The sequence below is a fragment of the Caballeronia sp. ATUFL_F1_KS39 genome (assembly GCF_023630985.1).
Taxonomy (GTDB): domain Bacteria; phylum Pseudomonadota; class Gammaproteobacteria; order Burkholderiales; family Burkholderiaceae; genus Caballeronia; species Caballeronia zhejiangensis.
Genome location: NZ_JALQDZ010000006.1, coordinates 38,630 through 63,558 on the forward strand (window position 1 = coordinate 38,630; position 24,929 = coordinate 63,558).

General features: G+C 64.4%; 24 protein-coding genes and 1 pseudogene. 18 read left to right on the forward strand and 7 right to left on the reverse strand.

What is annotated here, in order from left to right:
• Positions 1-62: 62 nt before the first annotated feature.
• The 5 genes and pseudogenes from NCR93_RS06900 to NCR93_RS06920 all read right to left on the reverse strand — a co-directional run.
• Positions 63-845: a peptidylprolyl isomerase gene (locus NCR93_RS06900; RefSeq protein ID WP_175982907.1), complete on the reverse strand. Its 783-nt coding sequence runs from the start codon at positions 843-845 to the stop codon at positions 63-65.
• Positions 846-926: 81 nt separating this feature from the next.
• Positions 927-1,241, reverse strand: coding sequence for a BolA family protein (locus NCR93_RS06905; RefSeq protein WP_008349710.1), 315 nt, complete (start codon positions 1,239-1,241; stop codon positions 927-929).
• Positions 1,238-1,774: a septation protein A gene (locus tag NCR93_RS06910; protein WP_008349709.1), complete on the reverse strand. Its 537-nt coding sequence runs from the start codon at positions 1,772-1,774 to the stop codon at positions 1,238-1,240. Before NCR93_RS06910 ends, NCR93_RS06905 begins: the two co-directional genes overlap by 4 nt.
• A 104-nt stretch (positions 1,775-1,878) precedes the next feature.
• The gene (gene msrB, locus NCR93_RS06915) at positions 1,879-2,295 is read right to left on the reverse strand and encodes a peptide-methionine (R)-S-oxide reductase MsrB (protein ID WP_008349708.1); all 417 of its coding nucleotides are present in this window, start codon (positions 2,293-2,295) and stop codon (positions 1,879-1,881) included.
• A gap of 49 nt (positions 2,296-2,344) precedes the next feature.
• Positions 2,345-3,826: pseudogene (locus NCR93_RS06920) on the reverse strand (protein adenylyltransferase SelO); the annotation flags it as partial.
• 216 nt (positions 3,827-4,042) lie between these two features.
• Here NCR93_RS06920 and NCR93_RS06925 point away from each other — a divergent pair.
• From NCR93_RS06925 to NCR93_RS06965, 9 genes are all read left to right on the forward strand, one after another.
• Entirely contained in the window at positions 4,043-5,701 is a 1,659-nt protein-coding gene (locus NCR93_RS06925; protein WP_008349706.1) for a 3-(methylthio)propionyl-CoA ligase, read from the forward strand.
• A 171-nt stretch (positions 5,702-5,872) separates the two neighbouring features.
• Positions 5,873-7,957 (forward strand): 3-hydroxyacyl-CoA dehydrogenase NAD-binding domain-containing protein, encoded by a 2,085-nt coding sequence (locus NCR93_RS06930; RefSeq protein WP_250532191.1) that lies wholly within the window; start codon positions 5,873-5,875, stop codon positions 7,955-7,957.
• Positions 7,950-8,600, forward strand: coding sequence for a bifunctional nicotinamidase/pyrazinamidase (gene pncA, locus NCR93_RS06935; RefSeq protein WP_249798848.1), 651 nt, complete (start codon positions 7,950-7,952; stop codon positions 8,598-8,600). The genes NCR93_RS06930 and pncA overlap by 8 nt, the downstream gene beginning before the upstream one ends.
• Entirely contained in the window at positions 8,597-9,775 is a 1,179-nt protein-coding gene (locus NCR93_RS06940; protein WP_175982905.1) for an acetyl-CoA C-acyltransferase, read from the forward strand. Before pncA ends, NCR93_RS06940 begins: the two co-directional genes overlap by 4 nt.
• Positions 9,776-9,835: 60 nt before the next feature.
• Positions 9,836-10,138 carry a Dabb family protein gene (locus NCR93_RS06945; RefSeq protein WP_061161325.1) on the forward strand — a complete coding sequence of 101 codons (303 nt, stop codon included), beginning with the start codon at positions 9,836-9,838 and terminating at the stop codon, positions 10,136-10,138.
• A 5-nt stretch (positions 10,139-10,143) separates the two neighbouring features.
• Positions 10,144-10,626 (forward strand): PaaI family thioesterase, encoded by a 483-nt coding sequence (locus NCR93_RS06950; RefSeq protein WP_008349701.1) that lies wholly within the window; start codon positions 10,144-10,146, stop codon positions 10,624-10,626.
• Between the two features lie 27 nt (positions 10,627-10,653).
• Positions 10,654-11,658 (forward strand): NADP-dependent oxidoreductase, encoded by a 1,005-nt coding sequence (locus tag NCR93_RS06955; protein WP_175982904.1) that lies wholly within the window; start codon positions 10,654-10,656, stop codon positions 11,656-11,658.
• On the forward strand, positions 11,658-12,518 hold the full coding sequence (locus NCR93_RS06960) for an SDR family oxidoreductase (protein WP_175982903.1): 861 nt from the start codon (positions 11,658-11,660) through the stop codon (positions 12,516-12,518). The genes NCR93_RS06955 and NCR93_RS06960 overlap by 1 nt, the downstream gene beginning before the upstream one ends.
• Before the next feature lie 49 nt (positions 12,519-12,567).
• On the forward strand, positions 12,568-13,527 hold the full coding sequence (locus tag NCR93_RS06965) for an alpha/beta hydrolase (protein WP_008349697.1): 960 nt from the start codon (positions 12,568-12,570) through the stop codon (positions 13,525-13,527).
• Positions 13,528-13,806: 279 nt separating this feature from the next.
• On the opposite strand, the gene NCR93_RS06975 is transcribed toward NCR93_RS06965, so the two are convergent.
• Complete coding sequence (locus NCR93_RS06975; RefSeq protein ID WP_175982902.1) at positions 13,807-14,625, reverse strand: NRDE family protein; 819 nt, start codon at positions 14,623-14,625, stop codon at positions 13,807-13,809.
• A gap of 12 nt (positions 14,626-14,637) precedes the next feature.
• Positions 14,638-15,624: a CAF17-like 4Fe-4S cluster assembly/insertion protein YgfZ gene (gene ygfZ, locus NCR93_RS06980; RefSeq protein WP_008349691.1), complete on the reverse strand. Its 987-nt coding sequence runs from the start codon at positions 15,622-15,624 to the stop codon at positions 14,638-14,640.
• A 104-nt stretch (positions 15,625-15,728) separates the two neighbouring features.
• Between ygfZ and mltG the strand changes: the two genes are divergently transcribed.
• From mltG to NCR93_RS07025, 9 genes are all read left to right on the forward strand, one after another.
• On the forward strand, positions 15,729-16,739 hold the full coding sequence (mltG, locus tag NCR93_RS06985; protein ID WP_008349688.1) for an endolytic transglycosylase MltG: 1,011 nt from the start codon (positions 15,729-15,731) through the stop codon (positions 16,737-16,739).
• Positions 16,740-17,360, forward strand: a complete 621-nt coding sequence (gene tmk / locus NCR93_RS06990; protein ID WP_175982901.1) for a dTMP kinase — start codon at positions 16,740-16,742, stop codon at positions 17,358-17,360.
• Positions 17,361-17,378: 18 nt separating this feature from the next.
• Positions 17,379-18,416, forward strand: coding sequence for a DNA polymerase III subunit delta' (locus tag NCR93_RS06995; RefSeq protein ID WP_250532192.1), 1,038 nt, complete (start codon positions 17,379-17,381; stop codon positions 18,414-18,416).
• Between the two features lie 79 nt (positions 18,417-18,495).
• A complete protein-coding gene (locus NCR93_RS07000; RefSeq protein WP_175982899.1) occupies positions 18,496-19,281 on the forward strand; it encodes a TatD family hydrolase in 786 nt (261 codons plus the stop codon).
• A gap of 69 nt (positions 19,282-19,350) precedes the next feature.
• Positions 19,351-20,082: an ankyrin repeat domain-containing protein gene (locus NCR93_RS07005; RefSeq protein WP_008349681.1), complete on the forward strand. Its 732-nt coding sequence runs from the start codon at positions 19,351-19,353 to the stop codon at positions 20,080-20,082.
• A 103-nt stretch (positions 20,083-20,185) separates the two neighbouring features.
• The gene (locus NCR93_RS07010; protein ID WP_008349679.1) at positions 20,186-20,542 is read left to right on the forward strand and encodes a Rap1a/Tai family immunity protein; all 357 of its coding nucleotides are present in this window, start codon (positions 20,186-20,188) and stop codon (positions 20,540-20,542) included.
• 188 nt (positions 20,543-20,730) lie between these two features.
• On the forward strand, positions 20,731-21,969 hold the full coding sequence (locus NCR93_RS07015) for a mechanosensitive ion channel family protein (protein WP_175982898.1): 1,239 nt from the start codon (positions 20,731-20,733) through the stop codon (positions 21,967-21,969).
• A 101-nt stretch (positions 21,970-22,070) separates the two neighbouring features.
• Positions 22,071-23,456 (forward strand): alpha,alpha-trehalose-phosphate synthase (UDP-forming), encoded by a 1,386-nt coding sequence (otsA, locus tag NCR93_RS07020; RefSeq protein ID WP_175982897.1) that lies wholly within the window; start codon positions 22,071-22,073, stop codon positions 23,454-23,456.
• A gap of 229 nt (positions 23,457-23,685) precedes the next feature.
• Positions 23,686-24,756, forward strand: a complete 1,071-nt coding sequence (locus NCR93_RS07025; protein WP_008349671.1) for a glycosyltransferase family 4 protein — start codon at positions 23,686-23,688, stop codon at positions 24,754-24,756.
• Positions 24,757-24,929 lie beyond the last annotated feature (173 nt).

Consider the following 24,929-nt stretch of genomic DNA (forward strand, 5'->3'; position numbering starts at 1 on the left):
GCCCATGAAACGGCAAAGCCGCCCGAAGGGCGGCTTTGTTACCAACGAACAAGCAAGCGCGCTTACTTCACCACCGCCTTGTTCCGCAAGCCTTCCTCGAACGCTTGCAGCTTTTCCTGCTGCATTTGCTGCGCGATCTGCGCCTTCACCTGATCGAACGGCGGCGGGGCGACATCACGCGCATCGTCCAGACGGATGATGTGCCAGCCGAACTGCGTCTTCACCGGCTCGGACGTCATTTCGCCCTTCTTCAGCTTCTCCGCGGCCGTCCCGAATTCAGGCACGTAAGCCGAAGGCGAGGACCAGTCCAGATCGCCGCCGTTCTTGCCCGATCCCGGGTCCTTCGAATATTGCTTCGCGAGATCTTCGAAGCTCGCACCGGCCTTGATCTTCGCGATCAGATCCTTCGCCTGCGCTTCGTCCTCGACGAGAATGTGATGCAGATGCAGTTCCTTGCCGCCGCCGTTCTGCTTGACGAGCTCGTCATAGCGCGCCTTGATCTCGGCGTCGGTCGGCGTGTTCTTCTTCACGAAATCTTCGATCAGCGCGCGCAACACCACGGTCTGCTGCGCGACGGCGACCTGCGCCTTCACGTCGGGACGCGTCGCGATGCCTTCGCGCGCGGCTTCCTGCATCAGGATTTCGCGGTTGATGAGTTCCTCGCGCACCGCCTGCTGAAGCTGCGGCGAATCCTGCTGACCTTGCGCCACGAGTTGCTTCACGAGCGCATTGGCGCGCGACGTGGGAATCGGCGTGCCGTTGACGACGGCGATGTTTTGCGCAAACGCAGGAGCAGCCGCGAAAGCAGCCAGCAACACCCAGACGCGGGTTTTTTTCAAAGTCATCGGAGGTTCCTAACTGAACAAACAGACGCCTTCAAAGGCGAGATTTAAGAGGGAAGGCTTAGGGTCGAACCGCGCGCGGGTTTATTCGAATTGTTCTGCGAACTCTTGCGGCGTGTAGGCCCGGATCGCGAGCGCGTGCACGCCGCGCCGCATCTCCTCGGCCAGCGCATCATACACCAGTCGATGTCGCGCCACGCGTGCCTTGCCCGCGAAGCATTCCGCGACGATCGTCACCGTGTAATGGCTGCCGGCGGCCGCGCCCGCATGGCCCGCGTGCGCGGCGCTGTCGTCGTCGATATGCACCGACTGCGGCTGCAGCGTGGCATTCAAACGCGCTTCGAGATGCGCGATCTTGTCCGCCGCCGATGCGCTCGTGAAATCGAACGATGCGCTCATTGCCCGTCCTCCTTCATGTATTTCGCAAGCCAGAAGCTTTGCGCGACGATGAACAGGACGAGACAGCCCGTCGCTCCGAAGAGCTTGAAGTTCACCCACTGATCCGTCGTGAAGTTATACGCGACGAAAAGATTGACGATGCCGAGCAGCGCGAAAAACACCGCCCAGGCGACATTCAACTGGCCCCATACGCGATGCGGCAGCACGATCTGCTTGCCCATCATCGCTTCGATGAGATTCTTTCTGAAGCCGATCTGCGCGACGATCAGCGCGAACGCGAAGAGCCAGTAGAGCGCCGTCGGCTTCCATTTGATGAAGGTATCGTTGTGCAGCACGAGCGTCGCGCCGCCGAACACGACGACCACGCCGAGACTGACCCACAGCATCGGATCGACCTTGCGATGCCGAAACGCGACCCAGGCGATCTGCACGAGCGTCGCCGCGATCGCGACCGCCGTCGCGGTATAGATGCCCCAGACCTTGAATGCGACGAAAAAGAGAATGATCGGAAACAGATCGAACAGAAATTTCATTGGCGTGCGGACGTGATGGGCATCGGATGGATGCGAGGCGCGCGAGAAAAAAGCGCCCGCGAGAAGCGGCGGGCGCCGGTACGACGAAATGGACGGGCTCGCGCTTACTTGGGTTCGAATTGTAGCGCAGCCGAGTTGATGCAATACCGCAGGCCGGTCGGCGCGGGGCCGTCCTCGAAGACGTGGCCGAGATGCGCGCCGCAGTTCTTGCACACGACTTCGATGCGAAGCATGCCATGCGAGCGGTCGGTCTTCTCCTGGATCACTTCGCCGTTGATCGGCTTGAAGTAGCTCGGCCACCCGCAGCCGGCGTCGAACTTCGTGTCCGATTCGAACAGCGGCGTGCCGCAGCACACGCAGTCATAGACGCCGCGCTCCTTGTGATCCCAGTATTTGCCCGTGAAGGGGCGCTCGGTCGCGGCGTGGCGCGTGACCTGGTACTGCATGTCGTCGAGTTCGCGGCGATACTCGGCGTCGTCCTTTTGCAGCGGATAGCTCGTCGGGGTGGCGTCGTGGCTCATCTGTCGTTCCTTTGATCTGGCCGGGAAGGCCTGGTATATGAGGGCGATCCTACGAAGAACAACTGACTTCGAGATCGCTCGCCCAGTCGGGCGGCAGGCCCGCGTAGGCTTCGTATTCGGGCTGTTCGTCGTATGGATGGCGCAGCACGTCCAGAAGACGCGCCACTTCCGAAAAATCCTTTTCCGCCGCGCGCCGAATGGCGTTTTCCGCCAGATGATTGCGCAGCACGTACTTCGGATTCACGCGATTCATCGCCGCGGCGCGCTCGGCGTCGTCGCGCGGCTCGTGGGCGAGGCGCTCGCGATACTGCGCGGCCCACGCATCGAATGCGGCGCGATCGAGGAACAGATCGCGCACGGGCGCGTCGCGGCTCGCGTCGGATTTCGAGAGCTTCGACAGGTTCCGGAACGTCAGCGTGAAGTCCGCGCGATTCGCATGCATGATTTCGAAGAGACCGTTGGCGAGCTTGTCGTCGCCTTCGCGCTCGATATCGAGGCCGAGCTTCGCGCGCATCTTCGCGACGAGCGCGGGCCCGAAGCGATCCTTGTAGCGCTCCATCACCTTTTGCGCCTCTTCCACCACGCGCTCGGCGCGGCCCTCCTCGGGCAGATTCGCGCCGAAGAGCGGCACGAGCGCCTGCGCGAGACAGAAGAGATTCCAGTACGCGACCTGCGGTTGGCGCCCATACGAATAGCGTCCTTGCGTATCCGAATGATTGCAGACGTGATGCGCGTTGAAGGCATCCATGAAGCCGAACGGACCGTAATCGATCGTGAGGCCGAGGATCGACATGTTGTCGGTATTCATCACGCCGTGGCAGAAGCCGACGCCTTGCCACTCCGCCATCAGATCGGCGGTGGAGCGCACGGCTTCGTCGAGCAGCGCGAGATACGGATCGTCGGCATCCCTGCAATGCGGATAGAACCGGTCGATGACGTGATCGGCGAGCGTCTTCAGCTCGTCGATGCGATCGTTCGAATAGAAATGCTCGAAGTGGCCGAAGCGCACGAAGCTCGGCGACACGCGCGTGACGATCGCCGCCGTTTCGACGATCTCGCGCCGCACCGGCAAGTCCGAGCCGATGACGGTGAGCGCGCGCGTCGTCGGGATGCCGAGATGATGCATCGCTTCCGAGCACAGAAACTCGCGGATCGACGACCGCAGCACCGCGCGGCCATCGCCCATGCGCGAATAGGGCGTGCGGCCCGCGCCCTTCAGTTGCACTTCGAGACGCGCGCCGTCGTGCTCCGCTTCGCCTAGCGTCAGCGCGCGGCCATCGCCCAGTTGTCCCGCCCACACGCCGAACTGATGCCCCGAATAGACGGCGGCATAGGGCAGGGCATCGGCGGGCCAGTCGCGCGTCGGATTGCCGGCGAAGAAGGCGGCGAACGCGTCTTTCTCAGGGCCGGTGGCGACTTGCGGATCGAATCCGAGCGTTTCGGCCATCTCGCGCGACATCCCGACGAGATACGGATCGGGAACGGGCGCGGCAGGAAGACGGGTGAGAAAAGCGGTGCCGAGCGCGGCGAAGGAGCCCGGCTCGCCGACCCGGATCGCGCTGGCGATTTCGTTCACGGAACGCGCGTCGGCGGGCGTCTCGTCGCGCGCCGCGCGCACGGCATTGCTTGGGGAAAACGACATGTTGAGCGCCTCTGAGTTAAACGATATTGTAATTCCGCGCCCGCGGGCCTGCAGAGCGCGGCCCGGCCATCCGATCAGCATTCGCCAGATTCGAGGACTTCGCCTATGACGTCGCCGCTCTACGGGCAGATGATGGACATACCGCTGCTCGCGTCGTCCCTGCTGTCTCATGCCTCACGCCACTTCGGCGACAACGAGATCGTGTCGCGGCGCATCGAAGGCGATATCCACCGCTACACCTACCGCGATTGCGAGAAGCGCGCGAAACAACTGGCGCAGGCGCTGACCGCGCTCGGCGTCGAGCAGGGCGAGCGCATCGGCACGCTCGCGTGGAACGGCTACAGACATCTCGAATGCTATTACGGCATCAGCGGCATGGGCGCCGTGTGTCACACGATCAACCCGCGTCTCTTTCCGGATCAGATCGCGTTCATCATCGATCATGCGGACGATTCGTATGTCTGCTTCGACATGACTTTCGGTCCGCTCGTCGAACTGATCGCGCCGCAGTGCCCGAACGTGAAGGGCTGGATCGCGCTCGGCGATGCCGCGTGCATCGCCGAACATCTGTCGAACATGAGCGTGCCGGTGATGAGCTACGAAAGCCTCATCGGCGAGCACGACGGCGACTACGCATGGCCGATGCTCGATGAGCGTCAGGCATCGTTTCTCTGCTACACGTCGGGCACGACGGGCAATCCGAAAGGCGCGCTGTATTCGCATCGCTCGACGGTGCTGCACGCGTACGGCGCGGCGTTGCCGGACGCGATGGGCGCATCGTCGAGCGATGCGATCCTTCCCGTCGTGCCGATGTTCCACGTCAACGCATGGGGCATTCCGCACGCGGGGCCGCTCGTCGGCGCGAAGCTCGTCTTTCCCGGCAAGGATCTGGACGGCAAGTCGCTCTACGAATTGATGGAAGCCGAAGGCGTCACGTATTCCGCCGGCGTGCCGACGGTGTGGATGAGCCTGCTCACGTACATAAAGCAGCAGAACGTGCGTTTCTCGACGTTGAAGCGCACGGTGATCGGCGGCTCGGCGTGTCCGCCCGCGATGCTGCGCATCTTCGAGGAAGAGTACGGCGTGCAAGTGATCCACGCGTGGGGCATGACGGAGATGTCGCCGCTCGGCACCTTGTCGCGCCTCAGTTTCAGGCAGAAGCAGCGTCCGCTCGACGAGCAGCGCCGCTCGCTGGAAAAGCAGGGCCACGCGCTCTTTGGCGTGGACATGAAAGTCGTCGGCGACGACGGCACCGAACTGCCGTGGGACGGCAAATCGTTCGGCGATCTCCATGTGCGCGGGCCGTGGGTCATCGACCGGTATTTTCGCCGGGATGATTCTCCGCTCGTCGACGGCTGGTTCCCGACCGGCGATGTCGCGACCATCGATGAAGACGGGTTCATGCAGATCACCGATCGCAGCAAGGACGTAATCAAGTCCGGCGGCGAATGGATCAGCTCCATCGATCTGGAGAACATCGCGGTGTCGCATCCGCAGGTGGCGGAAGCGGCGTGCATCGCGTGCTCGCATCCGAAGTGGACCGAGCGGCCGCTGATCGTCGCGGTGCTGAAGCCGGGCGCGACCGTCACGCGCGAGGAACTGCTCGCGCATTTCGAGGGCAAGGTCGCGAAGTGGTGGATTCCGGACGATGTCGTGTTCGCCGAGGAACTGCCGCACACCGCGACGGGCAAGCTGCAGAAAGTGCGCCTGCGCGAGCAGTTTCGCGATTACGTGTTGCCCAACGCCGCGGAGAATCCGGTCTAGCTTTTTCTTGCGTCATCGAAAGCCCCGGCTCGCGGTGCGCGCGCCGGGGCTTCGTGCATTTCTGGCGATCGATTGGCGCGAAACGCGTCGTTTGAACGATCGTGCTTTTTTGTGTATTCTGCCCCGATCGCCCACAATTGATTTCATATCCGGTCGACAGGAGACACGTTCATGGCAGTGGACTACACGATCCGCGACGGCGTCGCCGTCATTACGCTCGATAATCCGCCAGTCAACGGTCTCGGGCATTCGACCCGGCTCGGCATCGTCGAAGGTGTCGAGCGCGCGAACGACGATGCCGACGTGCGCGCCATCGTCATCATCGGCGCGGGCAAGGCGTTCTCGGGCGGCGCGGACATCACCGAATTCAACACGCCGAAAGCCACGCAGGAACCGACGCTCATGACCGTCATCGCGACGCTCGAAGCGAGCGCGAAGCCCGTCGTCGCGGCGATTCACGCCGTCGCGATGGGCGGCGGTCTGGAACTCGCGCTCGGCGCGCATTACCGCGTCGCCGTGCCCGGTGCTCAGATCGCGCTGCCGGAAGTGAAGCTCGGGCTTTTGCCGGGCGCGGGCGGCACGCAGCGTCTGCCGCGCGTGGTCGGGCTGGAAACGGCGCTGAACATGATCGTGTCGGGCGCGCCGGTGCCCTCAGAAAAGCTCGCGCAAACCGCGCTTTTCGATGAACTCGCCGACGGCGATCTGCTGGAAAGCGCGTTGTCGTTCGCGCGCCGGGCCGCCGATCGCGGCGGTCCGCATCCGAAAGTCCGCGATCGTCAGATCGAGCATCCGAACGCCGAGGGTTTCATCCAGTTCGCGCGCAACAGTGTCGCGGGAGTCGCGAAGCATTTCCCGGCGCCGCACAAGTGCATCGATGCAATCGAAAAAGGCGTGAAGGAAGGTTTCGAGCGCGGTCTCGCCTTCGAGCGCGAATGCTTTCTCGCGCTCGTGCAGACGCCCGAAAGCCGCGCGTTGCGGCATGCGTTCTTCGGCGAACGCGCGGCTGCCAAGATCGCCGATGTCCCGTCGAACACGCCCGTGAGGAAGATCGAGCGCATCGGCCTGATCGGCGCGGGCACGATGGGCGGCGGCATCGCGATGAACTTTCTCAACGCCGGCCTGCCCGTCGTGCTGCTCGAAACGAAGCAGGACGCGCTCGATCGCGGCATCGCGACGATCCGGCGCAACTACGAGGCGCAGGTCAAGAAGGGCAAGCTCACGCAGGAAAAGGTCGAAGAGCGCATGGCGCTCATCGCGCCGACGCTTGCCTTTGGCGATCTGGCCCAGGCCGATCTGATCGTCGAAGCCGTGTTCGAAGACTTGAGCGTGAAGGAACAGGTCTTCCGTCAGCTCGACGAAATCGCAAAGTCTGGCGCGATCCTCGCATCGAATACATCGACGTTGAATCTCGACACCATCGCCTCGTTCACGAAGCGTCCCGGCGGCGTGATCGGCATGCACTTCTTCAGCCCCGCGAACGTGATGAAGCTGCTCGAAGTCGTGCGCGGCGCGAAGACCGAAAAGGACGTGCTCGCAACGGTCATGCAGCTCGCGAAGAAAATCAGGAAGACGGCGGTGGTGTCGGGCGTATGCGACGGCTTCATCGGCAACCGGATGATCGAGCAGTACATCCGCCAAGCGCTCTTCATGCTGGAGGAAGGCGCGCTGCCGGCGCAGATCGATCGCGCGATCGAAAACTTCGGCTTCGCGATGGGGCCGTTTCGCATGAGCGATCTCGCGGGCAACGACATCGGCTGGGCGATCAGAAAGCGGCGTTATCGGGAGCAGCCGGAGCTGCATTATTCGCGCGTCGCGGATCGTCTGTGCGAGATGGGCCGCTTCGGCCAGAAGACCGGCGCGGGCTGGTACGACTATCAGCCGGGCAAGCGCGACGCGCTGCCGTCGAACGTGGTCGATGACATGATCGTCGCGTATTCGAAGGAACGCGGCGTCGAGCGGCGCAAGATCCGCGATGAAGAGATCGTCGAGCGTCTCGTGCTTTCGCTCGTGAACGAAGGCGCGAAGATTCTCGAGGAAGGCATCGCGGGCAAGGCGTCGGACATCGACATGGTTTATCTGACGGGCTACGGCTTTCCGCTCTGGCGCGGCGGCCCGATGCTGTATGCGGACACCATCGGCCTCTACAACGTGGAACGCGCGATGCGCAAATACGCGAAGCAGGCCAACGGCAACGCGTGGCAACCCGCCGCGCGCGTCACCGAACTCGCGCAATCGAATGGACGCTTCAATGGCTGATATCAAACCTGTCGAAGACGTGTTCCTCGCCGTGGACGTGCAGTACGACTTCATGCCGGGCGGCGCGCTTGCCGTCGCACACGGCGATGAAGTCGTGCCGGTCATCAATCGGCTTGCGCGCGCGTTCCCGCATGTCGTGCTGACGCAGGACTGGCATCCGCGCTCGCACGTGTCGTTCGCGGCGAATCACGAGGGCCGCGCGCCATTCGAGACGATGACCTTGCCTTACGGCGAACAGGTGCTGTGGCCGGTGCATTGCGTGCAGGACACGCGAGGCGCGGCGCTGCATCGCGATCTGCATGTGCCGCACGCGCGGCTCGTGATTCGCAAGGGGCACCACGAACACGTCGACAGCTATTCGGCGTTTCTCGAAGCGGACCGTTCGACACCGACCGGTCTCGAAGGCTATCTGCGCAACGTCGGCGCAAGACGCGTGTGGCTCGCCGGACTGGCGACGGACTATTGCGTCGCGTGGTCCGCGCTCGATGCGCGTGCGGCGGGCTTCGACGTCATCGTGATCGAGGACGCGTGCCGCGCGATCGATCTGAACGGCTCGCTCGACCGAGCATGGAACGACATGCGCGATGCGGGCGTGCAACGCGTGAGCTCGGACGAAATTCTCAAAGCGGGGGCAACGACATGACCGATGCAGTCATCGTATCGACGGCGCGCACCGCGCTCGCCAAATCGTGGCGCGGCGCGCTCAACATGACGCACGGCGCGACGCTCGGCGGCCATGTGACGAAGGCGGTCGTCGAACGCGCGGGCATCGATCCGGCGCGCGTCGAGGACGTCATCATGGGCTGCGCGAATCCGGAAGGCGCGACGGGCGCGAACATCGCGCGGCAGATCGCGTTGCGCGCGGGCTTGCCGGTTTCCGTCCCCGGCATGACGGTGAACCGCTTCTGCTCGTCGGGCTTGCAGACGATCGCGCTTGCCGCGCAGCGCGTGATGACGGGCGAGGGCGATGTGTTCGTCGCGGGGGGCGTCGAATCGATCTCGTGCGTGCAGAACGAGCTGAACCGTCACATGCTGACCGAAGGCTGGCTCAGGCAACACAAGCCCGAAATCTACTGGTCGATGTTGCAGACCGCCGAGAACGTCGCGAAGCGCTACGAGATATCGAAAGAGCGGCAGGACGAATACGGCGTGCGCTCGCAGCAGCGCGCGGCGGCGGCGCGGGCGGCGGGCAAGTTCGACGATGAAATCGTGCCGATCACCGTGCTTGCCGGCATCGCCGATCAAGCGACGGGGCGCATGTTCACGCAAGAAGTGACGCTCGCCGCCGACGAAGGCATCCGCGCCGATACGACGCTCGAAGGCGTGTCGAAGATTCGCACCGCGCTGCCTGGCGGCGTCATCACGGCGGGCAACGCGAGCCAGTTCTCGGATGGCGCGTCGGCGTGCGTCGTGATGAGCGCGACGCTCGCCGAGAAGGAAGGTCTCGCGCCGCTCGGCATTTTTCGCGGCTTCTCGGTCGCGGGCTGCGAGCCGGACGAAATGGGCATCGGTCCGGTGTTCGCCGTGCCGAAGCTTTTGAAGCGCGCGGGCCTGTCCGTCGACGATATCGGCTTGTGGGAGCTGAACGAAGCGTTCGCCGTGCAAGTGCTCTATTGCCGCGACCGGCTCGGCATTCCCGAGGAGCGCCTGAACGTGAACGGCGGCGCGATCGCGGTCGGGCATCCGTACGGCGTGTCGGGCGCGCGCCTGACGGGTCACGCGCTCATCGAAGGCAAGCGGCGTGGCGCGAAGTTCGTCGTGGTCACGATGTGCATCGGCGGCGGACAGGGCGCGGCGGGCCTTTTCGAAATCGTGTGAGCATTTGCGGCCCGGCGATTTTTGCTACGCTTCGAGATTCGTTCGATAACAGGAGTCGCCGTGCTACGTCACATCGTCATGTGGAAGCTGAAGGAAAACGCCGAGGGCGCGAGCCGCGCCGAAAACGCGCAGAAGCTGAAGGCGAAGCTCGAAACCTGCCGCAGCATCGTGAAAGGGCAAGGGCATTTCGAAGTCGGCACCGCGCAGCCGGGTTTCGATTGCACCTATGACGTGGTGCTCGTGTCCGACTTCGACGACAAGGCGGCGCTCGAAGCGTATCAGGTGCATCCGAAACATCAGGCGCTGAAGGACTTCGTCGCGGCGATCCGCGAAGCGCGTCAATGCGTCGACTACGAAGTGTGAGCGCGATGTCCTCTTCCGATCAACCTGCAAGCAACGGCGTCGCGCTCGAGAGCCCGTTCATCGATACGCTCGGCGTCGAGCTCGTCAAGGCGCAGGACGGCGAAAGCGAAGTGCGGCTGCCGCTTCGCGACGAACACCTGAACACCTGGGGCATCGCGCACGGCGGCGTCACGATGACGATGCTCGACGCATCGCTGGCGCTCGCCGCACGCAGCGTCGCGGGCGATGGCATCGGCGTCGTCACCGTCGAGATGAAGGTCAATTTCATGCAGCCGGGGCGCGGCGAATTGCGCGGTTACGGCCGCGTGTTGCATCGCTCGACGACGATGGCTTATTGCGAAGGCGAGATTCGCGACAGCGAAGGCCACTTCGTCGCAAAGGCGCTCGGCACGTTCAAGTACATGAAGCGGCTCGCGGTCGGGCGCGACATCGTCCGGCAGAAGATGCGGTCCGATCCGAAGGCGACGCCCGGTCCGAGCGACGCCTGAACACCATTCGAGCGAAGGAGGTTCAGCATGGCAGACGCACAGATCAACCGACAAATTCTGCTCGTGTCGCGTCCGCAAGGCGAGGCGTCAGTGTCGAATTTCAGGCTCGTCGAGACGCCGCTTGCGCCGCTGAAGGACGGCGAAGTGCGCGTGCGCAATCACTATCTGTCGCTCGATCCGTACATGCGCGGCCGCATGGACGACGCGAAGTCGTACGCCGCGCCGCAACCGCTCGATGAAGTGATGATCGGCGGCACCGTGGGCGTCGTGAGCGAATCGCGCAATCCGGCGTTCAAGGCGGGCGATAGCGTCGTCGGCATGTTCGGCTGGCAGGAATACGGCACATCCGACGGCACCGGCCTGAACAAGGTCGATGCCTCGCGCGTGCCGCTTTCCGCGTATCTCGGCGCGGTCGGCATGCCGGGCGTCACGGCGTGGTACGGACTGAACCGCATCATCGAGCCGAAGGCGGGCGAGACGGTCGTCGTGTCGGCGGCGAGCGGCGCGGTGGGCAGCGTCGTCGGGCAACTGGCGAAGGCGGCGGGCTGCCGCGTGGTCGGCATCGCGGGCGGCGCGGACAAGTGCCGCTATGTCGTCGAGACGCTCGGCTTCGATGCGTGCGTCGATTACAAGGCCGGCAAGCTGCACGAAGATCTGAAAGCCGCGACGCCCGATGGCATCGACGGCTACTTCGAGAACGTCGGCGGCGACGTGCTCAATGCCGTGCTCGCGCGCATGAACGCGTTCGGGCGCATCGCCGTATGCGGGATGATCTCCGGTTACGACGGCAAGCCGACGCAATTGGACGCGCCGCGGCTGATCCTCACGCAGCGGTTGAAGCTGCAGGGCTTCATCGTCTCCGAACATCTCGATGTCTGGCCGCAGGCGCTGAAGGAACTCGGCGAACGTGTCGCGACGAAGAAGCTGCATTTTCGCGAGAGCATCGCCGAAGGGCTCGAGAATGCGCCTGAGGCATTTCTCGGCCTCCTGCGCGGCAAGAACTTCGGCAAGCAACTGGTGAAACTCGTGTGATGGATCGCTTCGAAGGCAAGGTCGCCGTCATCACGGGCGCGGGCAGCGGATTCGGGCGCGAGTTCGCGAAGAAGGGCGCGGCGCTCGGCATGAAGCTCGTGCTCGCCGATCTCGACACCGCCGGGCTCGCCGCGACCGTCGATGCGCTACGCGCGGCGGGCGGCGACGCGATCGGCATCACGACGGACGTATCCGACGCCGCTCAGGTGCACGCGCTCGCGCAGGCATCGCTCGACACTTACGGCCGCGTGCACATGCTCTTCAACAACGCGGGCGTCGGCGCGGGCGGCTTCGTGTGGGAGAACAGCGCGAACGACTGGCAATGGGTCTTCGGCGTGAACGTCATGGGCGTCGCGAACGGCCTGCGCGCGTTCGTGCCGATCATGCTCGAACAGAACGAGCCGGCGCATATCGTCAATACGGCGTCGGTAGCGGGCCTGCTCGCCGCGCCCGCGATGGGCGTCTACAACGCATCGAAGCACGCGGTCGTCGCGCTGACCGAGACGCTGCATCACGATTTGCGGCTGGCGGGCGCGTCGATGATCGGCGTGTCGCTGCTGTGTCCGGCGTTCGTGCCGACTGGCATCGCGGATGCCGAGCGCTCGCGCCCCGACGCGCTCGCCAACGACGCGCCGTACACCGCCTCGCAAAAGCTCGCGGCGCGGCAACTCACGCGGGCGGTAGAGGGCGGGAAGCTGTCGGCGCGCGACATCGCCGATTTGACGTTCGATGCGGTGCGCGAAGGGCGCTTCTATGTCATCACGCATCCGGCCATCATGCCGTCGGTGCAACTGCGGCTCGACGATATCGCGCAACTGCGCAACCCGACCGATCCGATGTCCCTGAAACGTCCGCGTTGATGTGCACGGTTCGTGGCATGATCGTGTCCCTTTGACGCTCTTTCCGCCGATGCCGCTCAATCCAAAGATCGCGCAAATTCTGGAGATGGTCGCGCGCGCGAATCGACCGCCGTATCACACGCTCACGCCGAAAGAGGCGCGCGCAGCCTACGCGATGAGCGCGCAGATTCTCGATATCGCGCCATTGCCGGTGCACGCCATCGAGGATCTGCGGATTCCCGTGCGCGATGGCGCAACGATCGGCGTGCGCGTCTATCATCCGATCGAGCCGAGCTGGGCGCAGCCTTCTCCGGGGCTTCTTTATTTTCACGGCGGCGGCTTCACGGTCGGCAGCGTGGCGACGCACGACGCGCTGTGCCGCAAGCTCGCGCACGATGCGCAATGCGCGGTCGTATCGGTCGATTACCGGCTTGCGCCGGAGCACAAGTTTCCCGTCGCCGTGACCGATGCCTTCGATGCGCTGCAATGGCTGGCGCGCGAGGCTCCGACGCTCGGCATCGATCCGGCGCGGCTCGCGGTTGGCGGCGACAGCGCGGGCGGCACGCTCGCGATCGTGTGCGCGGTGCTCGCGCGCGATGCGGGCATCGACCTGAAACTGCAATTGCTGATCTATCCGGGCACGAGCGCGTGGCAGAAGAGCGATTCCCATGCGCGCCTCGCGGACGGGTATCTGCTTTCAGGCGAAACGATTCAGTGGTTTTTCGCGCAGTATCTGCGTGATGATCGCGATCGCGACGATTGGCGTTTCGCGCCGCTCGATGCGGCGCGCGGTACGCCGGATTTCGCGGGCGTCGCGCCGGCGTGGATCGCGGCGGCGGACTACGACCCGCTACACGACGAAGACACTGCGTTCGCGGCGAAACTCGAAGACGCGCGTGTGCCGGTCACGCTCAAGCGCTACGAAGGCATGATTCACGAATTCTTCAAGATGGGCGGTTTCGTGCCGGAAGTAGCGGCGGCGCACGCGGATGCGGTGAGGGCGTTGCGGGAGGCGTTCGGGACGCTGTAGAAGCTGGCTCACCCATGATTAGAATCCGAATTATCGGCCCATGACCAGGAAAACGCCTCGCTCCTTCATCTATCTCGGCGCGCTGTTCATCTTGCTTCTCGTCGCCACATTGAATGTGTACAACCTCAATGAAGCATACGGCGACGGTCCGCCGTACTACGCGCGCACGACGAACATGGACAAGTGGACCGATCCTCTTCCCGCGCTCGTTGCGGTCGATGCCATTGCCGTCGTGCTGATCGCTGCGATCCTCTGTATCTCACGCGAAGGAAACGCTGATCAACCGATCTCAAACGAAAAAGCCCGCTCAAACGCCCCCGGCCTCACGACGCGATGCGAGCCGTCATCGTCGCTGCGTTCCTTGATTTCCAGCGCTAACCCGAGCGCCGCCGGATTCACGCGCAAGGCCGTCGTGCTGCGCGTGCCGTAATCGGCCGTTTCGATGAACGCCGCCGACAGCACGCGCTCCCGCTCGATCGAAATCCCCGTCGATGGCAGATGTTCGTCGTTCGCGATGCGCGGGTCGCGCAACGTCTCGATGAGCACATCGAGCGACGGGCGTTCATCGGCGTGAATCAGATCGCACAGCGCCTCCCGCTGCGCGACGAGCTTCGGCCACGGCGTATTCAACAGGCTGTTCGACAAACCGTGCACGCCCGCATCGAGCAAAGCGGGCGGCGCGTCGGCACGATTGCCGTACCAGCCGAGTTCGCGCCGCAAGAAGTCGCCGCAAAGCAGATTGAACCCGTTATACCGATGCCCTTCGCGCGCCACGCCCTGCAGATAGTCGAGCGGCGCCATGCGCTCGTCCGCGAGAAAAGCGCTCACGAGCGTGCCGCGCGTCGGCGCATTCGGCTGCATGTCGCCCGGCGCGCGATAGTTGGTCAGCGCCGCGAAGCGCCCGTCGCGCGATACGCCGAGCCACGTCCCGCCGCCCGTCAGATCGCGGCCGGCGAGCACGTCTGGCGCGTCTTGCCACCAGTGCATCGGTTCGGCGTCGCGGCGAAAGAATTCATCGCGATTGGCGGAAAGCGTCAGCAATGCGCGGCCGTTTTCCTGCGACGCCGCGGGTTGCCAGTCGAAGACGATCAGACACATGCGCGCTCGACCTCAGGCGTCGGCCGGAAACGCGTAGGGCAGCGGCACGAACGTAAGCGCGGGGCCATCGGCGGAACCGACATGCACCGAGCCATTGTCAAGCGCCGCGAGCTTGATCTCGACGAGACAATCGACGCCGCCATGCTCCGCGGGCGCGACGTTGACGACGAGTCCGCACGGCTGGCCGGGATCGTCCGAATGAAAGAGCTCCGCGCCGGGCGTCGCGCTCTCGACGTGCGCGAGCGCCGTGCGCCGCTTGATCGTGCCGCGATACTGGCTGCGCGCGACGATCTCCTGCCCGGGATAGCAGCCCTTCTTGAAGTTCACCGCGCCGAGCACGTCGAAGTTGACCATTTGCGGGACGAACTGCTCGACCGTCGCGTGCGTGATGCGCGGCTCGCCCGCGTGGATGTCGAGCCAGTCCCACATCTGCTCGGGCACGCGCTTGAGTTTTTCATCGAGTTTCGCGAGTTGCGCCTCGACATCGGCTTTCGGGCCGACCCACAGGAAGCGCGGCCGATGCGCCGCGTCCGGCACGCGGATCAGCGAACCGTGCGGGCCTTCGACCTTGACGTGCACGCCGTCGGGCAGCGCATCGAAAATGCCGGAGAGCGCCGCGCGCACGTCGCCCGCGAAGCCGACGGCGGCCACTTCGGGCGTCGCGTCGGTGAGTTTCGCCTTCGCGCGCAGCACGAACATCGACAGGCGTTTCTGCACGGCCGCCTGCACGTCGTGTGCGATCAGGAGACGCACGGCGTCGGCGGTGCGCCACATCAGGAACGAGCCGAGGAGCCGGCCCTTGGCCGAGCAGTAGCCCGCGAGACGCGCGGTCGACGCGTCGAGATGCTGGACGTCGTTCGTAAGCTGACTGTGCAGGAACGAGGCGGCGTCCTCGCCCTTGACGTCGATCACGCCGAACTGGGTGAGCGGCATGTATGCGCCGGCGGTCTTGACGGAATCGAAGTCTGAAGCGGCGAGAGCGATGGTCTGGGAATTCATGAGTCGGCGGGCTGTCAATCCTATCGTTTGGGCGCGGGCCCGGGAATGCGGCTCTGGCGCAGGCGGCAAGTTATTATATTGGTCTTATCTCAAGCGTGTTTCGCATGTCCTTTCTGAAGAAATGCGTCGTGGCAGCGGTGCTCGCCGCCGTGCTCGCGGCAGCCGTCGCGGGCGGCGTGTATTGGTGGGCCAACCGGCCCATGGAATTGCCGACGCCCGAACTCGACGTCACCATCAAGCCCCACAGCAGCCTGCGCAGCGTAAGCGCCCAGTTGAACCGCGGGGGCGTGCCCGTCGAGCCCGAGCTTTTCGTGCTGATGACGCGCGTGCTCGGCCTGTCCGCGCAACTGAAATCGGGCAATTACGCATTCAAGACCGGCATCACGCCTTATGAGGTGCTGGAGAAGATCGCGCGCGGCGACGTCAACGAATATGTCGCGACCGTCATCGAAGGCTGGACGCTGCAGAAAATGCGCGGCGAGCTCGACAGCAATCCCGCGCTCAAGCACGACACCGTCGGCATGACCGACACGGACCTGCTGCGCGCGATCGGCGCGGCCGAAGTCGACAAGGCGTCCGCCGAGGGCCTGTTCTTCCCCGACACCTATCTGTTCGACAAAGGCACGAGCGATCTGGCCGTCTACAAACGCGCGTATCGGCTGATGCAGGCGCGCCTAACGGAAGCGTGGAACACGCGCGCACCGAATCTGCCTTACAAGACGCCTTATGAGGCGCTCGTGATGGCGTCCATCGTCGAGAAGGAGACGGGGCGCGCTGCGGACCGGCCGCTCGTCGCGGCGGTGTTCGCGAACCGGCTGCGCATCGGCATGCCGCTACAGACGGACCCGAGCGTGATCTACGGCTTAGGCCCGGCCTACGGCGGCAAGCTGAAGAAAAAGGACCTGCAGACGGACACTCCGTACAATACCTACACGCGCATGGGCCTGCCGCCGACGCCGATCGCGCTGCCCGGCGTGGCCGCACTGAACGCCACGCTCAATCCCGCCTCGAGCAACGCGCTGTATTTCGTGTCGCGCGGCGACGGCAGCAGCATCTTTTCCGACAATCTCGGCGACCACAACAAGGCCGTCGACAAATACATCCGGGGTCAATGAATGGCGCGCGGCAAGTTCATCACGTTCGAAGGCATCGACGGCGCGGGCAAGACCACGCATCTGGACTGGTTCCGCGAACGGCTCGAAGCCAAAGTGGAACCGGGCGGGCATCGGGTCGTCATGACGCGCGAGCCGGGCGGCACGCCGCTCGGTGAAACCCTGCGCGGCATCCTGCTGAATCAGCCGATGGACCTCGAAACCGAAGCGCTGCTCATGTTTGCCGCGCGCCGCGAGCATCTGGCGCAGGTGATCGAACCGGCGCTGTCGCGCGGCGACTGGGTGCTGTCGGACCGTTTCACCGACGCCACGTTCGCGTATCAGGGCGGCGGCCGCGGTCTGCCGCGCGACAAGCTCGAAGCGCTCGAACGCTGGGTGCAGGGCGGTTTCCAGCCCGATCTGACCGTGCTTTTCGACGTGCCGACCGACACCGCGAGCGAGCGCCGCTCGGCCGCGCGCGCCCCCGACAAGTTCGAGAGCGAATCCGAGGCATTTTTCGAGCGCACGCGCAGCGAGTATCTGCGCCGCGCGGATGAATCGCCGCGGCGCTTTTTCATCGTCGATTCGACGCGCTCCATCGACGAGATTCGCAGAAAGCTCGAAGAAGTTATCGCAAGCGTTTGAATTCAAAAGAATCTATCGATGATCTATCCCTGGCAAACCGACGACTGGCAGCGTCTGCAGCAATTGCGCGCGCACTGGCCGCACGCGCTCCTGCTGCACGGAGAAGCGGGCATCGGCAAGCTGCAGTTCGCCCAGCATCTCGCGCAGGGTTTGCTGTGTGAAACGCCCGCCGCGAATGGCGAGCCGTGCGGGACTTGTCCGGCGTGTCACTGGTTCTCGCAAGGCAATCATCCCGATTACCGCGCGGTGCTGCCCGAAGCGCTCGCGGGCCTTGCCGCAACCGGCGACGCAGCCGACGCTCCCGCCGACAAAGCCGATGGCGAAGAAGGCAAGAAGACCCGCACGCCGAGCAAGGAAATCAAGATCGAGCAGGTGCGCGGGCTGCTGGATTTCTGTGGCGTGGGCTCGCATCGGGGCGGCTTGCGCGTCGTCGTGCTGTATCCGGCCGAGGCGCTCAACGTCGCAGCGGCGAACGCGCTCTTGAAGACGCTCGAAGAACCGCCGTCGGGCGTCGTGTTCCTGCTGGTGTCGGCGCGCGTCGACCGGCTGTTGCCGACTATCATCAGCCGCTGCCGCCAATGGCCGATGAGCGTGCCGCCGGCGAACGAAGCGAGTGCGTGGCTCGCGTCGCAAGGCGTCGACGATCCGGCGGCGCTCCTCGCGCAGGCCGGCGGCGCGCCGCTCGCTGCGCTCGCGCTGGCGAACGACGAGAACCGCGCCTTGCGCGACTTCGCGCTCGCGCAACTTGCCGCCGGACCGAACTGCGATGCCTTCGCGTGCGGCGAAAACCTGCAGAAGCTGCCGATGCCGCTCGTGCTCGGCTGGTTGCAGCGCTGGCTTTACGATCTGCTCGCGCAACGCACGGCTAGCCGTCCGCGCTATTTCCCCGCCGCGGCGAAGGCGCTCGCACGTTGCGCGCAAAGCGCCGATCCGGCCGCGCTCGCGCGCTACATGAAGACCGTCACGCGGCAGCGCGCGGTGGAAAATCATCCGCTGAACGCGCGCCTCGTGTTCGAGGAACTGTTCATGGGCTATCGCGGGATCTATACGGCCTGAGCGGCCTGAGCGGCCTGAGCGGCCAGAGCGGCCAGAGACCGTCGAGCCGCGCCGCAAGGAATGCACCAAGGAGCACCCGATGTTTGTCGATTCACACTGTCATATCAACTTCGAAGGGCTCGCGGACCGATTGCCCGACGTCCTCGACAAGATGCGCGCGCATTCCGTGACACATGCGCTGTGCGTGTCGGTGGATCTCGAGACGCTGCCTTCGGTGCTCGCGATCGCCGAGCAGCACGAAAACGTCTATGCGTCGGTCGGAGTGCATCCCGACCACGAGGATATGCGCGAGCCGAGCGTCGCGGAACTCGTCGAGCTGGCGAAGCATCCGAAAGTTTGCGCGATCGGCGAAACCGGGCTCGACTACTATCGGCTGGAAGGGCGCAGCATCGCCGACATGGAATGGCAGCGCGAACGCTTTCGCACGCATATCCGCGCCGCGCACGCGACGGGCAAGCCGCTCATCATCCACACGCGGTCGTCGTCGGACGACACCTTGCGCATCATGCAGGAAGAGCGCGCGGACGTGCCGGGCGGCGTCATGCATTGCTTCACCGAACCGTGGGAGATCGCCGAACGGGCGCTCGCGCAGAATTTCCATATCTCGCTGTCGGGCATCGTCACGTTCAAGAAGGCAACCGATGTGCAGGACGTCGCGCGGCGCGTGCCGATCGATCGCCTGCTCATCGAAACCGATTCGCCGTACCTCGCGCCGGTGCCGTATCGCGGCAAGCCGAATGAACCTGCGTACGTGAGTTATGTCGGACGTTTCATCGCGCAGTTGCGCGAGCAGCCGGAAGAGGCCGTCGCGCAGGCGACCACCGACAACTTCTTCCGGCTCTTCAAGATCGCGCGGCCAGTCTGAGGGCGGCCGGCCCGCGCGCAAAAAAACTGTTCCAAGGCAATTCGAAGGTCACTTATGAACACTTCCCCGATGGTTTCCACTCTGAACACGACGCGCGGTGCGCGCAAGGGCACGGCCGTGCGCGGACTCGTCGCCGGCGCGCTGCTGGCGGCCTGCGCGATCGCTCAGCCGGTCTGGGCCGCGTCCGTGGACTCGCTCATCAAGGCGGTCAAGTTCGACGACGTATCGGCGGTCAAGAAGCAGCTCGCGCAGGGCGCGGACCCGAACACCGTCGACAACACGGGCACGCCGATCCTCGTGATCGCCGCGCGCGAGAAGTCCGACAAGGTCGGCCAGTTGCTCGCCGACAACCCAAAGACCGATCTCGAGAAGCTCGATCCCGCCGGCGAAAACGCGATGATGCTTGCCGCGCTCAATGGCGACGCGACCTTCGTGAATCTGCTGATCGCCAAGGACGCCGAAGTGAACAAGAAAGGCTGGACGCCGCTGCACTACGCCGCGACCAACGGCCATGACGACATCGTGAAGATTCTGGTCGACCATTCGGCCTATATCGACGCCGGCTCGCCCAACGGCACGACGCCGCTCATGATGGCGGCGCGCGGCGGTCATCTTTCGACGGTCAAGCTGCTGCTCGACTCGGGCGCCGATCTGCGCGTGAAGAATCAGCTCGGCCTGACGGCGGTGGATTTCGCGCAGAAGTACAACGAGAAAGATGTCGCCGAAGGTCTGAAGGCGCGTCTGGACTCGATGCAACAAGGCGGCGGCGCTGCGCAAAGCGGCTCAAACGGTGCAAAATAACGGCGCGACATCAAGTCACGGGGCGAGCGCGGTCAGGCGCGGCCGCGCATCGCTCCGAACCCGTTGCTCCGACCAAGCCGCCGCTCAACATAAAAGGAAGACCATGCTGCGGGAATTCGTCCTCGCCTGTGCTCTCGCGACGCCCGTCTGTGCGTTCGCGTTTACCGGCAACGATCTGAACAAGCTCTGCACCAAAACGGATCCCAACTCACGGACCGCCTGCGCGGCCTATATCGAAGGCGCGGCGGACGGCATCTACAACACGATCGAGGCGATCGGCGGAACCTCCGGGCCGCAGGTCGGCCAGTACTTCTGCCTGCCGGCGGACGTGAAGCCGCAGCAGCTTACGGACGCGGTGCGCAAGTACATCGCCAACAATCCCGACAAGGCCGATTTCAACGCGACCACGATGGTTTCGCTCGGACTCGGCAAGGCGTTTCCCTGCAAGGCGGAACGCTGAACATCTGGTGACGCCGGAGCACTGGCGTCACGCTTGCTGAACCAAGAGGCGACGGCCGCGCCCGGACGGCCATCGCCGCTGCTGTCTGCAACCTGGCGCAATATCGCGCAGCACCACGCATCCGTGCGATGCGACCGCCGTATCCTCCTCGCCGCTTTCACTTTCTCGAGGCTGATCCCGCGACGCTCATGCTCTCACTCGACCATTTCCTGAATCTTGCGGAACGTCCGCTCGGCACCTGGCCCGGAGCGCTCATCGTGGCCGTCATCGCGGTGGCGTTTGCGATTGCCGCGCATCGCATCGGCGCGCGCATTCTCGTGCGCATCGCGCGTCCTTATCCGCTGATGAGCGTCGTGCTGCGCTATATCGACACGCCCGCGCTCATCCTGCTCATCATCCTCGGGCTCGGTTTCATGATCTTCGAGGCGCCCGATACGCTGCCGTTCATCGGCGTGCTGCGCGATGTCGAGACCGTCGCGCTGATCGTCGCGCTCACGTTTCTCGCGGCGCGCTCGGCGGGCGCGGTGGGCGAGGCGATCGTGCAGGCGCATCCGCTCGACACCGACGACAATCTCAACGCCCGCCGCATCCACACGCAGGCGCGCGTGCTCGCGCGCTCGGTGATGGTGGTGATCGTAATCATCGGTTTCGGCGCGGCGCTGATGGCGTTTCCGAGCGTGCGGCAGATCGGCGCGAGCCTGCTGGCGTCGGCGGGCGTCGCCGGGCTCGTCGCCGGTATCGCCGCGCGGCCGGTGCTCGGCAATCTGATTGCGGGCTTGCAGATCGCGCTGTCGCAGCCGATTCGCCTCGACGATGTCGTCGTGATTCAGGGCGAATGGGGACGCGTCGAGGAAATCACGGGCACGTACGTGTCGATCCGCATCTGGGATCAGCGGCGGCTTATCGTGCCGTTGCAGTGGTTTATCGAAAATCCGTTCACGAACTGGACGCGCAACAGCTCGCAGATCATCGGCACGGTGTTTCTGTATGTCGATTACCGGATGCCGCTCGCGCCGCTGCGCGAGGAGCTGGAGCGCATCCTCGAGCACGCGCCGGAATGGGATGGCCGTGTGCAGGTGCTGCAGGTCACCGACGCCACCGACCGCGCGATGCAACTGCGCGTGCTCGTCAGTTCGTTCGACTCGGCGCTGAATTGGGATTTGCGCTGCCGCGTGCGCGAAGGGCTCGTGAACTTCGTGCAGGCGACTTATCCGCACTATCTGCCGCGCGCGCGGGCGGATCTGTCGACCGACAAGGAAAGTCACGTCGATTTCGCGCCGCCGCTCGAAAGGGCGGGCACGGCACACGCGGCAAGCACGGCGAATACGGCCGCCGATCCGGTCGCGAGCCGCGGCGAGCCGACCGGGCCGGACCCGAGGGCGCACGCGGCGGCGTCCACCGCGCCGGCGCCGGCAGAAAAGACCTGACGGAAACCCGCGCGGCGTTTCCGGGTCGAAAATTTCGGGTTGATGCTGAGAAAGTCACGTTAAGTCACGTTAATCACGTTCGAAGAGGAAAAGGAAAGTCTATGAGCCGTCTCGTCGTCGTATCCAACCGGGTCGCCACGCCGACCGAAACCAAGGGCTCCGCGGGCGGGCTCGCCGTCGGCGTCTTCGGCGCGCTGAAGGACAGCGGCGGCGTCTGGTTCGGCTGGAGCGGCGACGTCGTGAGCGAAACCGTCGCGAATCAGGGACCGAAACTCGAACAGGACGGCGCGGTGACCTTTGCGACCGTCGGCCTGCCGAAAAAGGACTACGACCAGTACTACCGCGGTTTCTCGAACGCGATGCTGTGGCCGGTTTTCCACTATCGCAACGATCTCGCCGTCTACGACCGGGACGAGTACGCGGGCTACCGGCGCGTGAACGCGTGGCTCGCGCACAAGCTCATCAAGCTGCTCGAACCCGGCGACATCATCTGGGTCCACGACTATCACATGATCCCGTTCGCCGAGGCGCTGCGCTCGGCGGGCATCACGAATCGCATCGGCTTCTTTTTGCACATTCCGTTTCCGTCGCCGCAGATCCTGTTGAACATTCCGCCGCACGAGGAACTGGTGAAGTCGCTGTGCTGCTATGACGTCGTCGGGTTTCAGACGGAAAGCGATCGCGTCGCGTTTCACGACTACATCGTCCGGCACGCGCACGGCACCGCGACCCCCGACGGCCACGTCGAGGCGTTCGGACGCAAGCTGCGGACGAACGTTTATCGCATCGGCGTGTTTCCCGATGAAATCGCCGAGCAGGCCGAACGCGGCGAGGCGCGTCAGGACGTGATGGACCTGAAGCAGAGCCTCGAAGGCCGTAAGCTCATCATGAGCGTGGATCGGCTCGATTACTCGAAAGGACTGGTCGAGCGCTTCCGCGCGTTCGAGCATTTTCTGGAAAAGTCGCCCGAGTGGCGCGGCAATGTCACGCTCGTGCAGATCGCGCCGCCGACGCGCTCGGACGTCGAAACCTATCAGCAGATTCGCCAGAACCTGGAGTACGAAGCGGGGCGCATCAACGGACGTTACTCCGGGCTCGATTACACGCCGATCCGCTATCTCAATCAGCGATACGACCGCTGGAAGCTGATGTCGCTGTTTCGCGAATCGCAGATCGGGCTCGTCACGCCGCTGCGCGACGGCATGAATCTCGTCGCGAAGGAATACGTCGCGGCGCAGAACCCCGACGATCCCGGCGTGCTCGTGCTTTCCCAGTTCGCCGGTGCGGCCGATGAAATGACCGGCGCGGTGATGGTCAATCCGCACGATATCGTCGGCACGAGCGAAGCGATCGGCCGCGCGCTGGCGATGCCGCTCGCCGAGCGCAAGCAGCGCTACGAGACCAACATGGCGGCGCTGCGCAAGCACGATCTTGGCGTGTGGCGCGACAACTTCCTCGCCGATCTGCGCGGCGACGCCGAACGGTAGCCGTCGCCGGAAACGAATGTTTCCGTGCTGTAACAGAGCGATGAAAGTGCAAGAGACGTCCGGAACGGGCGCATCCGCACTCGATAATGGGCTTCATCGCAGCGGATGGCGGAACGATTCGTAAGGGCAAACCTCGTTGTCCGGCCTTACGATCCGCTGTCATACTCGATGCGCGCCGCGGCTGGCAAGCGATCAGCCGCACGTCGATATCCGCATGGAGACGAGAACGATGAGAATTGCCCAGATTGCTCCGCTGACCGAATCGGTGCCGCCGAAGCTCTATGGCGGGACCGAGCGTGTGGTGTCGTACCTGACCGAGGCGCTCGTCGAGCTCGGTCACGAGGTGACGCTCTTCGCCACCGGCGATTCGCAGACCAGCGCCAACCTGGAACCCGTGTGGCCGCGCGCGTTGCGGCTCGACCCGGCGATCCGCGACCGCATCGCGCCGCACATGCTGCTGATGGAACTCGTGCGCCGCCGCGCCGAAGAGTTCGATGTCCTGCACTTTCACATGGACTATTACTCGTTCTCGCTGTTCAAGCGCCAGGACACGCCGTTCGTGACGACAATGCACGGCCGGCTCGATCTGCCCGAGCAGCAGCCCGTATTCGATACGTTCAACACCGCGCCCGTAATCTCCATTTCCGACGCGCAGCGGCATCCGCTGCCGCAGGCGAAATGGGTCAGCACCGTTTATCACGGCTTGCCGGAGAAGCTCTACGTGCCGCAGCCGGTGGAGCAGAAGTATCTGGCGTTCCTCGGACGCATTTCGCCGGAAAAGCGCGTCGATACGGCCATTCGCATCGCGGGCCGATGCGGCTTGCCGATCAAGATTGCCGCCAAGGTCGATTTCGCCGACCACGAGTATTTCGAGCGCGAGATTGCGCCGCTGCTGGAGCTGCCGTATGTCGAGTACGTCGGCGAGATCAACGACAGTCAGAAAGCCGAATTCCTGTCGGGCGCGCACGCGCTCGTGTTTCCGATCGACTGGCCCGAGCCGTTCGGCCTCGTGATGATCGAGGCGATGGCGTGCGGCACGCCGGTCATCGCGTTCAATCGCGGCTCGGTGCCGGAAGTGGTGGACGAGGGCGTGTCTGGCTTCATCGTCGAGGATGAAATCGGTGCGGTGGCCGCGGTGAATCGTCTGCATACGCTGTCGCGCGAGCGCGTGCGCAATCGCTTCGAGGAGCGCTTCACGTCGCATCGCATGGCTCGGCAATATCTGGAGGCGTATCAGTCGGTCGTGCGCGCGCAGAAGCGTGCGCGCTTCAAAGTGATCGATCGCGCGACGACGACCTGACGCGCGACCCGACACGACGGGGGAAAAAACAAAAAACCGCCGTGGGGGGGGGGGGGGGGGGGGGGGGCGCGCGCCGGGGGGGGCGGGGGGGGGGGGGGGTTTTTTTTTGATACAACTACTCCCGGACACGATTATAAAAAATAAATATACGCCCCCCTATAAGTATGCGACTT

What these genes read in the sequence shown, in the direction of transcription:
- NCR93_RS06900 (WP_175982907.1), bottom strand. Translation starts at nt 845, where the DNA reads ATGACTTTGAAAAAAACCCGCGTCTGGGTGTTGCTGGCTGCTTTCGCG.
- NCR93_RS06905 (WP_008349710.1), bottom strand. Translation starts at nt 1,241, where the DNA reads ATGAGCGCATCGTTCGATTTCACGAGCGCATCGGCGGCGGACAAGATC.
- NCR93_RS06910 (WP_008349709.1), bottom strand. Translation starts at nt 1,774, where the DNA reads ATGAAATTTCTGTTCGATCTGTTTCCGATCATTCTCTTTTTCGTCGCA.
- msrB (WP_008349708.1), bottom strand. Translation starts at nt 2,295, where the DNA reads ATGAGCCACGACGCCACCCCGACGAGCTATCCGCTGCAAAAGGACGAC.
- NCR93_RS06925 (WP_008349706.1), top strand. Translation starts at nt 4,043, where the DNA reads ATGACGTCGCCGCTCTACGGGCAGATGATGGACATACCGCTGCTCGCG.
- NCR93_RS06930 (WP_250532191.1), top strand. Translation starts at nt 5,873, where the DNA reads ATGGCAGTGGACTACACGATCCGCGACGGCGTCGCCGTCATTACGCTC.
- pncA (WP_249798848.1), top strand. Translation starts at nt 7,950, where the DNA reads ATGGCTGATATCAAACCTGTCGAAGACGTGTTCCTCGCCGTGGACGTG.
- NCR93_RS06940 (WP_175982905.1), top strand. Translation starts at nt 8,597, where the DNA reads ATGACCGATGCAGTCATCGTATCGACGGCGCGCACCGCGCTCGCCAAA.
- NCR93_RS06950 (WP_008349701.1), top strand. Translation starts at nt 10,144, where the DNA reads ATGTCCTCTTCCGATCAACCTGCAAGCAACGGCGTCGCGCTCGAGAGC.
- NCR93_RS06955 (WP_175982904.1), top strand. Translation starts at nt 10,654, where the DNA reads ATGGCAGACGCACAGATCAACCGACAAATTCTGCTCGTGTCGCGTCCG.
- NCR93_RS06960 (WP_175982903.1), top strand. Translation starts at nt 11,658, where the DNA reads ATGGATCGCTTCGAAGGCAAGGTCGCCGTCATCACGGGCGCGGGCAGC.
- NCR93_RS06965 (WP_008349697.1), top strand. Translation starts at nt 12,568, where the DNA reads ATGCCGCTCAATCCAAAGATCGCGCAAATTCTGGAGATGGTCGCGCGC.
- NCR93_RS06975 (WP_175982902.1), bottom strand. Translation starts at nt 14,625, where the DNA reads ATGTGTCTGATCGTCTTCGACTGGCAACCCGCGGCGTCGCAGGAAAAC.
- ygfZ (WP_008349691.1), bottom strand. Translation starts at nt 15,624, where the DNA reads ATGAATTCCCAGACCATCGCTCTCGCCGCTTCAGACTTCGATTCCGTC.
- mltG (WP_008349688.1), top strand. Translation starts at nt 15,729, where the DNA reads ATGTCCTTTCTGAAGAAATGCGTCGTGGCAGCGGTGCTCGCCGCCGTG.
- tmk (WP_175982901.1), top strand. Translation starts at nt 16,740, where the DNA reads ATGGCGCGCGGCAAGTTCATCACGTTCGAAGGCATCGACGGCGCGGGC.
- NCR93_RS06995 (WP_250532192.1), top strand. Translation starts at nt 17,379, where the DNA reads ATGATCTATCCCTGGCAAACCGACGACTGGCAGCGTCTGCAGCAATTG.
- NCR93_RS07000 (WP_175982899.1), top strand. Translation starts at nt 18,496, where the DNA reads ATGTTTGTCGATTCACACTGTCATATCAACTTCGAAGGGCTCGCGGAC.
- NCR93_RS07005 (WP_008349681.1), top strand. Translation starts at nt 19,351, where the DNA reads ATGGTTTCCACTCTGAACACGACGCGCGGTGCGCGCAAGGGCACGGCC.
- NCR93_RS07010 (WP_008349679.1), top strand. Translation starts at nt 20,186, where the DNA reads ATGCTGCGGGAATTCGTCCTCGCCTGTGCTCTCGCGACGCCCGTCTGT.
- NCR93_RS07015 (WP_175982898.1), top strand. Translation starts at nt 20,731, where the DNA reads ATGCTCTCACTCGACCATTTCCTGAATCTTGCGGAACGTCCGCTCGGC.
- otsA (WP_175982897.1), top strand. Translation starts at nt 22,071, where the DNA reads ATGAGCCGTCTCGTCGTCGTATCCAACCGGGTCGCCACGCCGACCGAA.
- NCR93_RS07025 (WP_008349671.1), top strand. Translation starts at nt 23,686, where the DNA reads ATGAGAATTGCCCAGATTGCTCCGCTGACCGAATCGGTGCCGCCGAAG.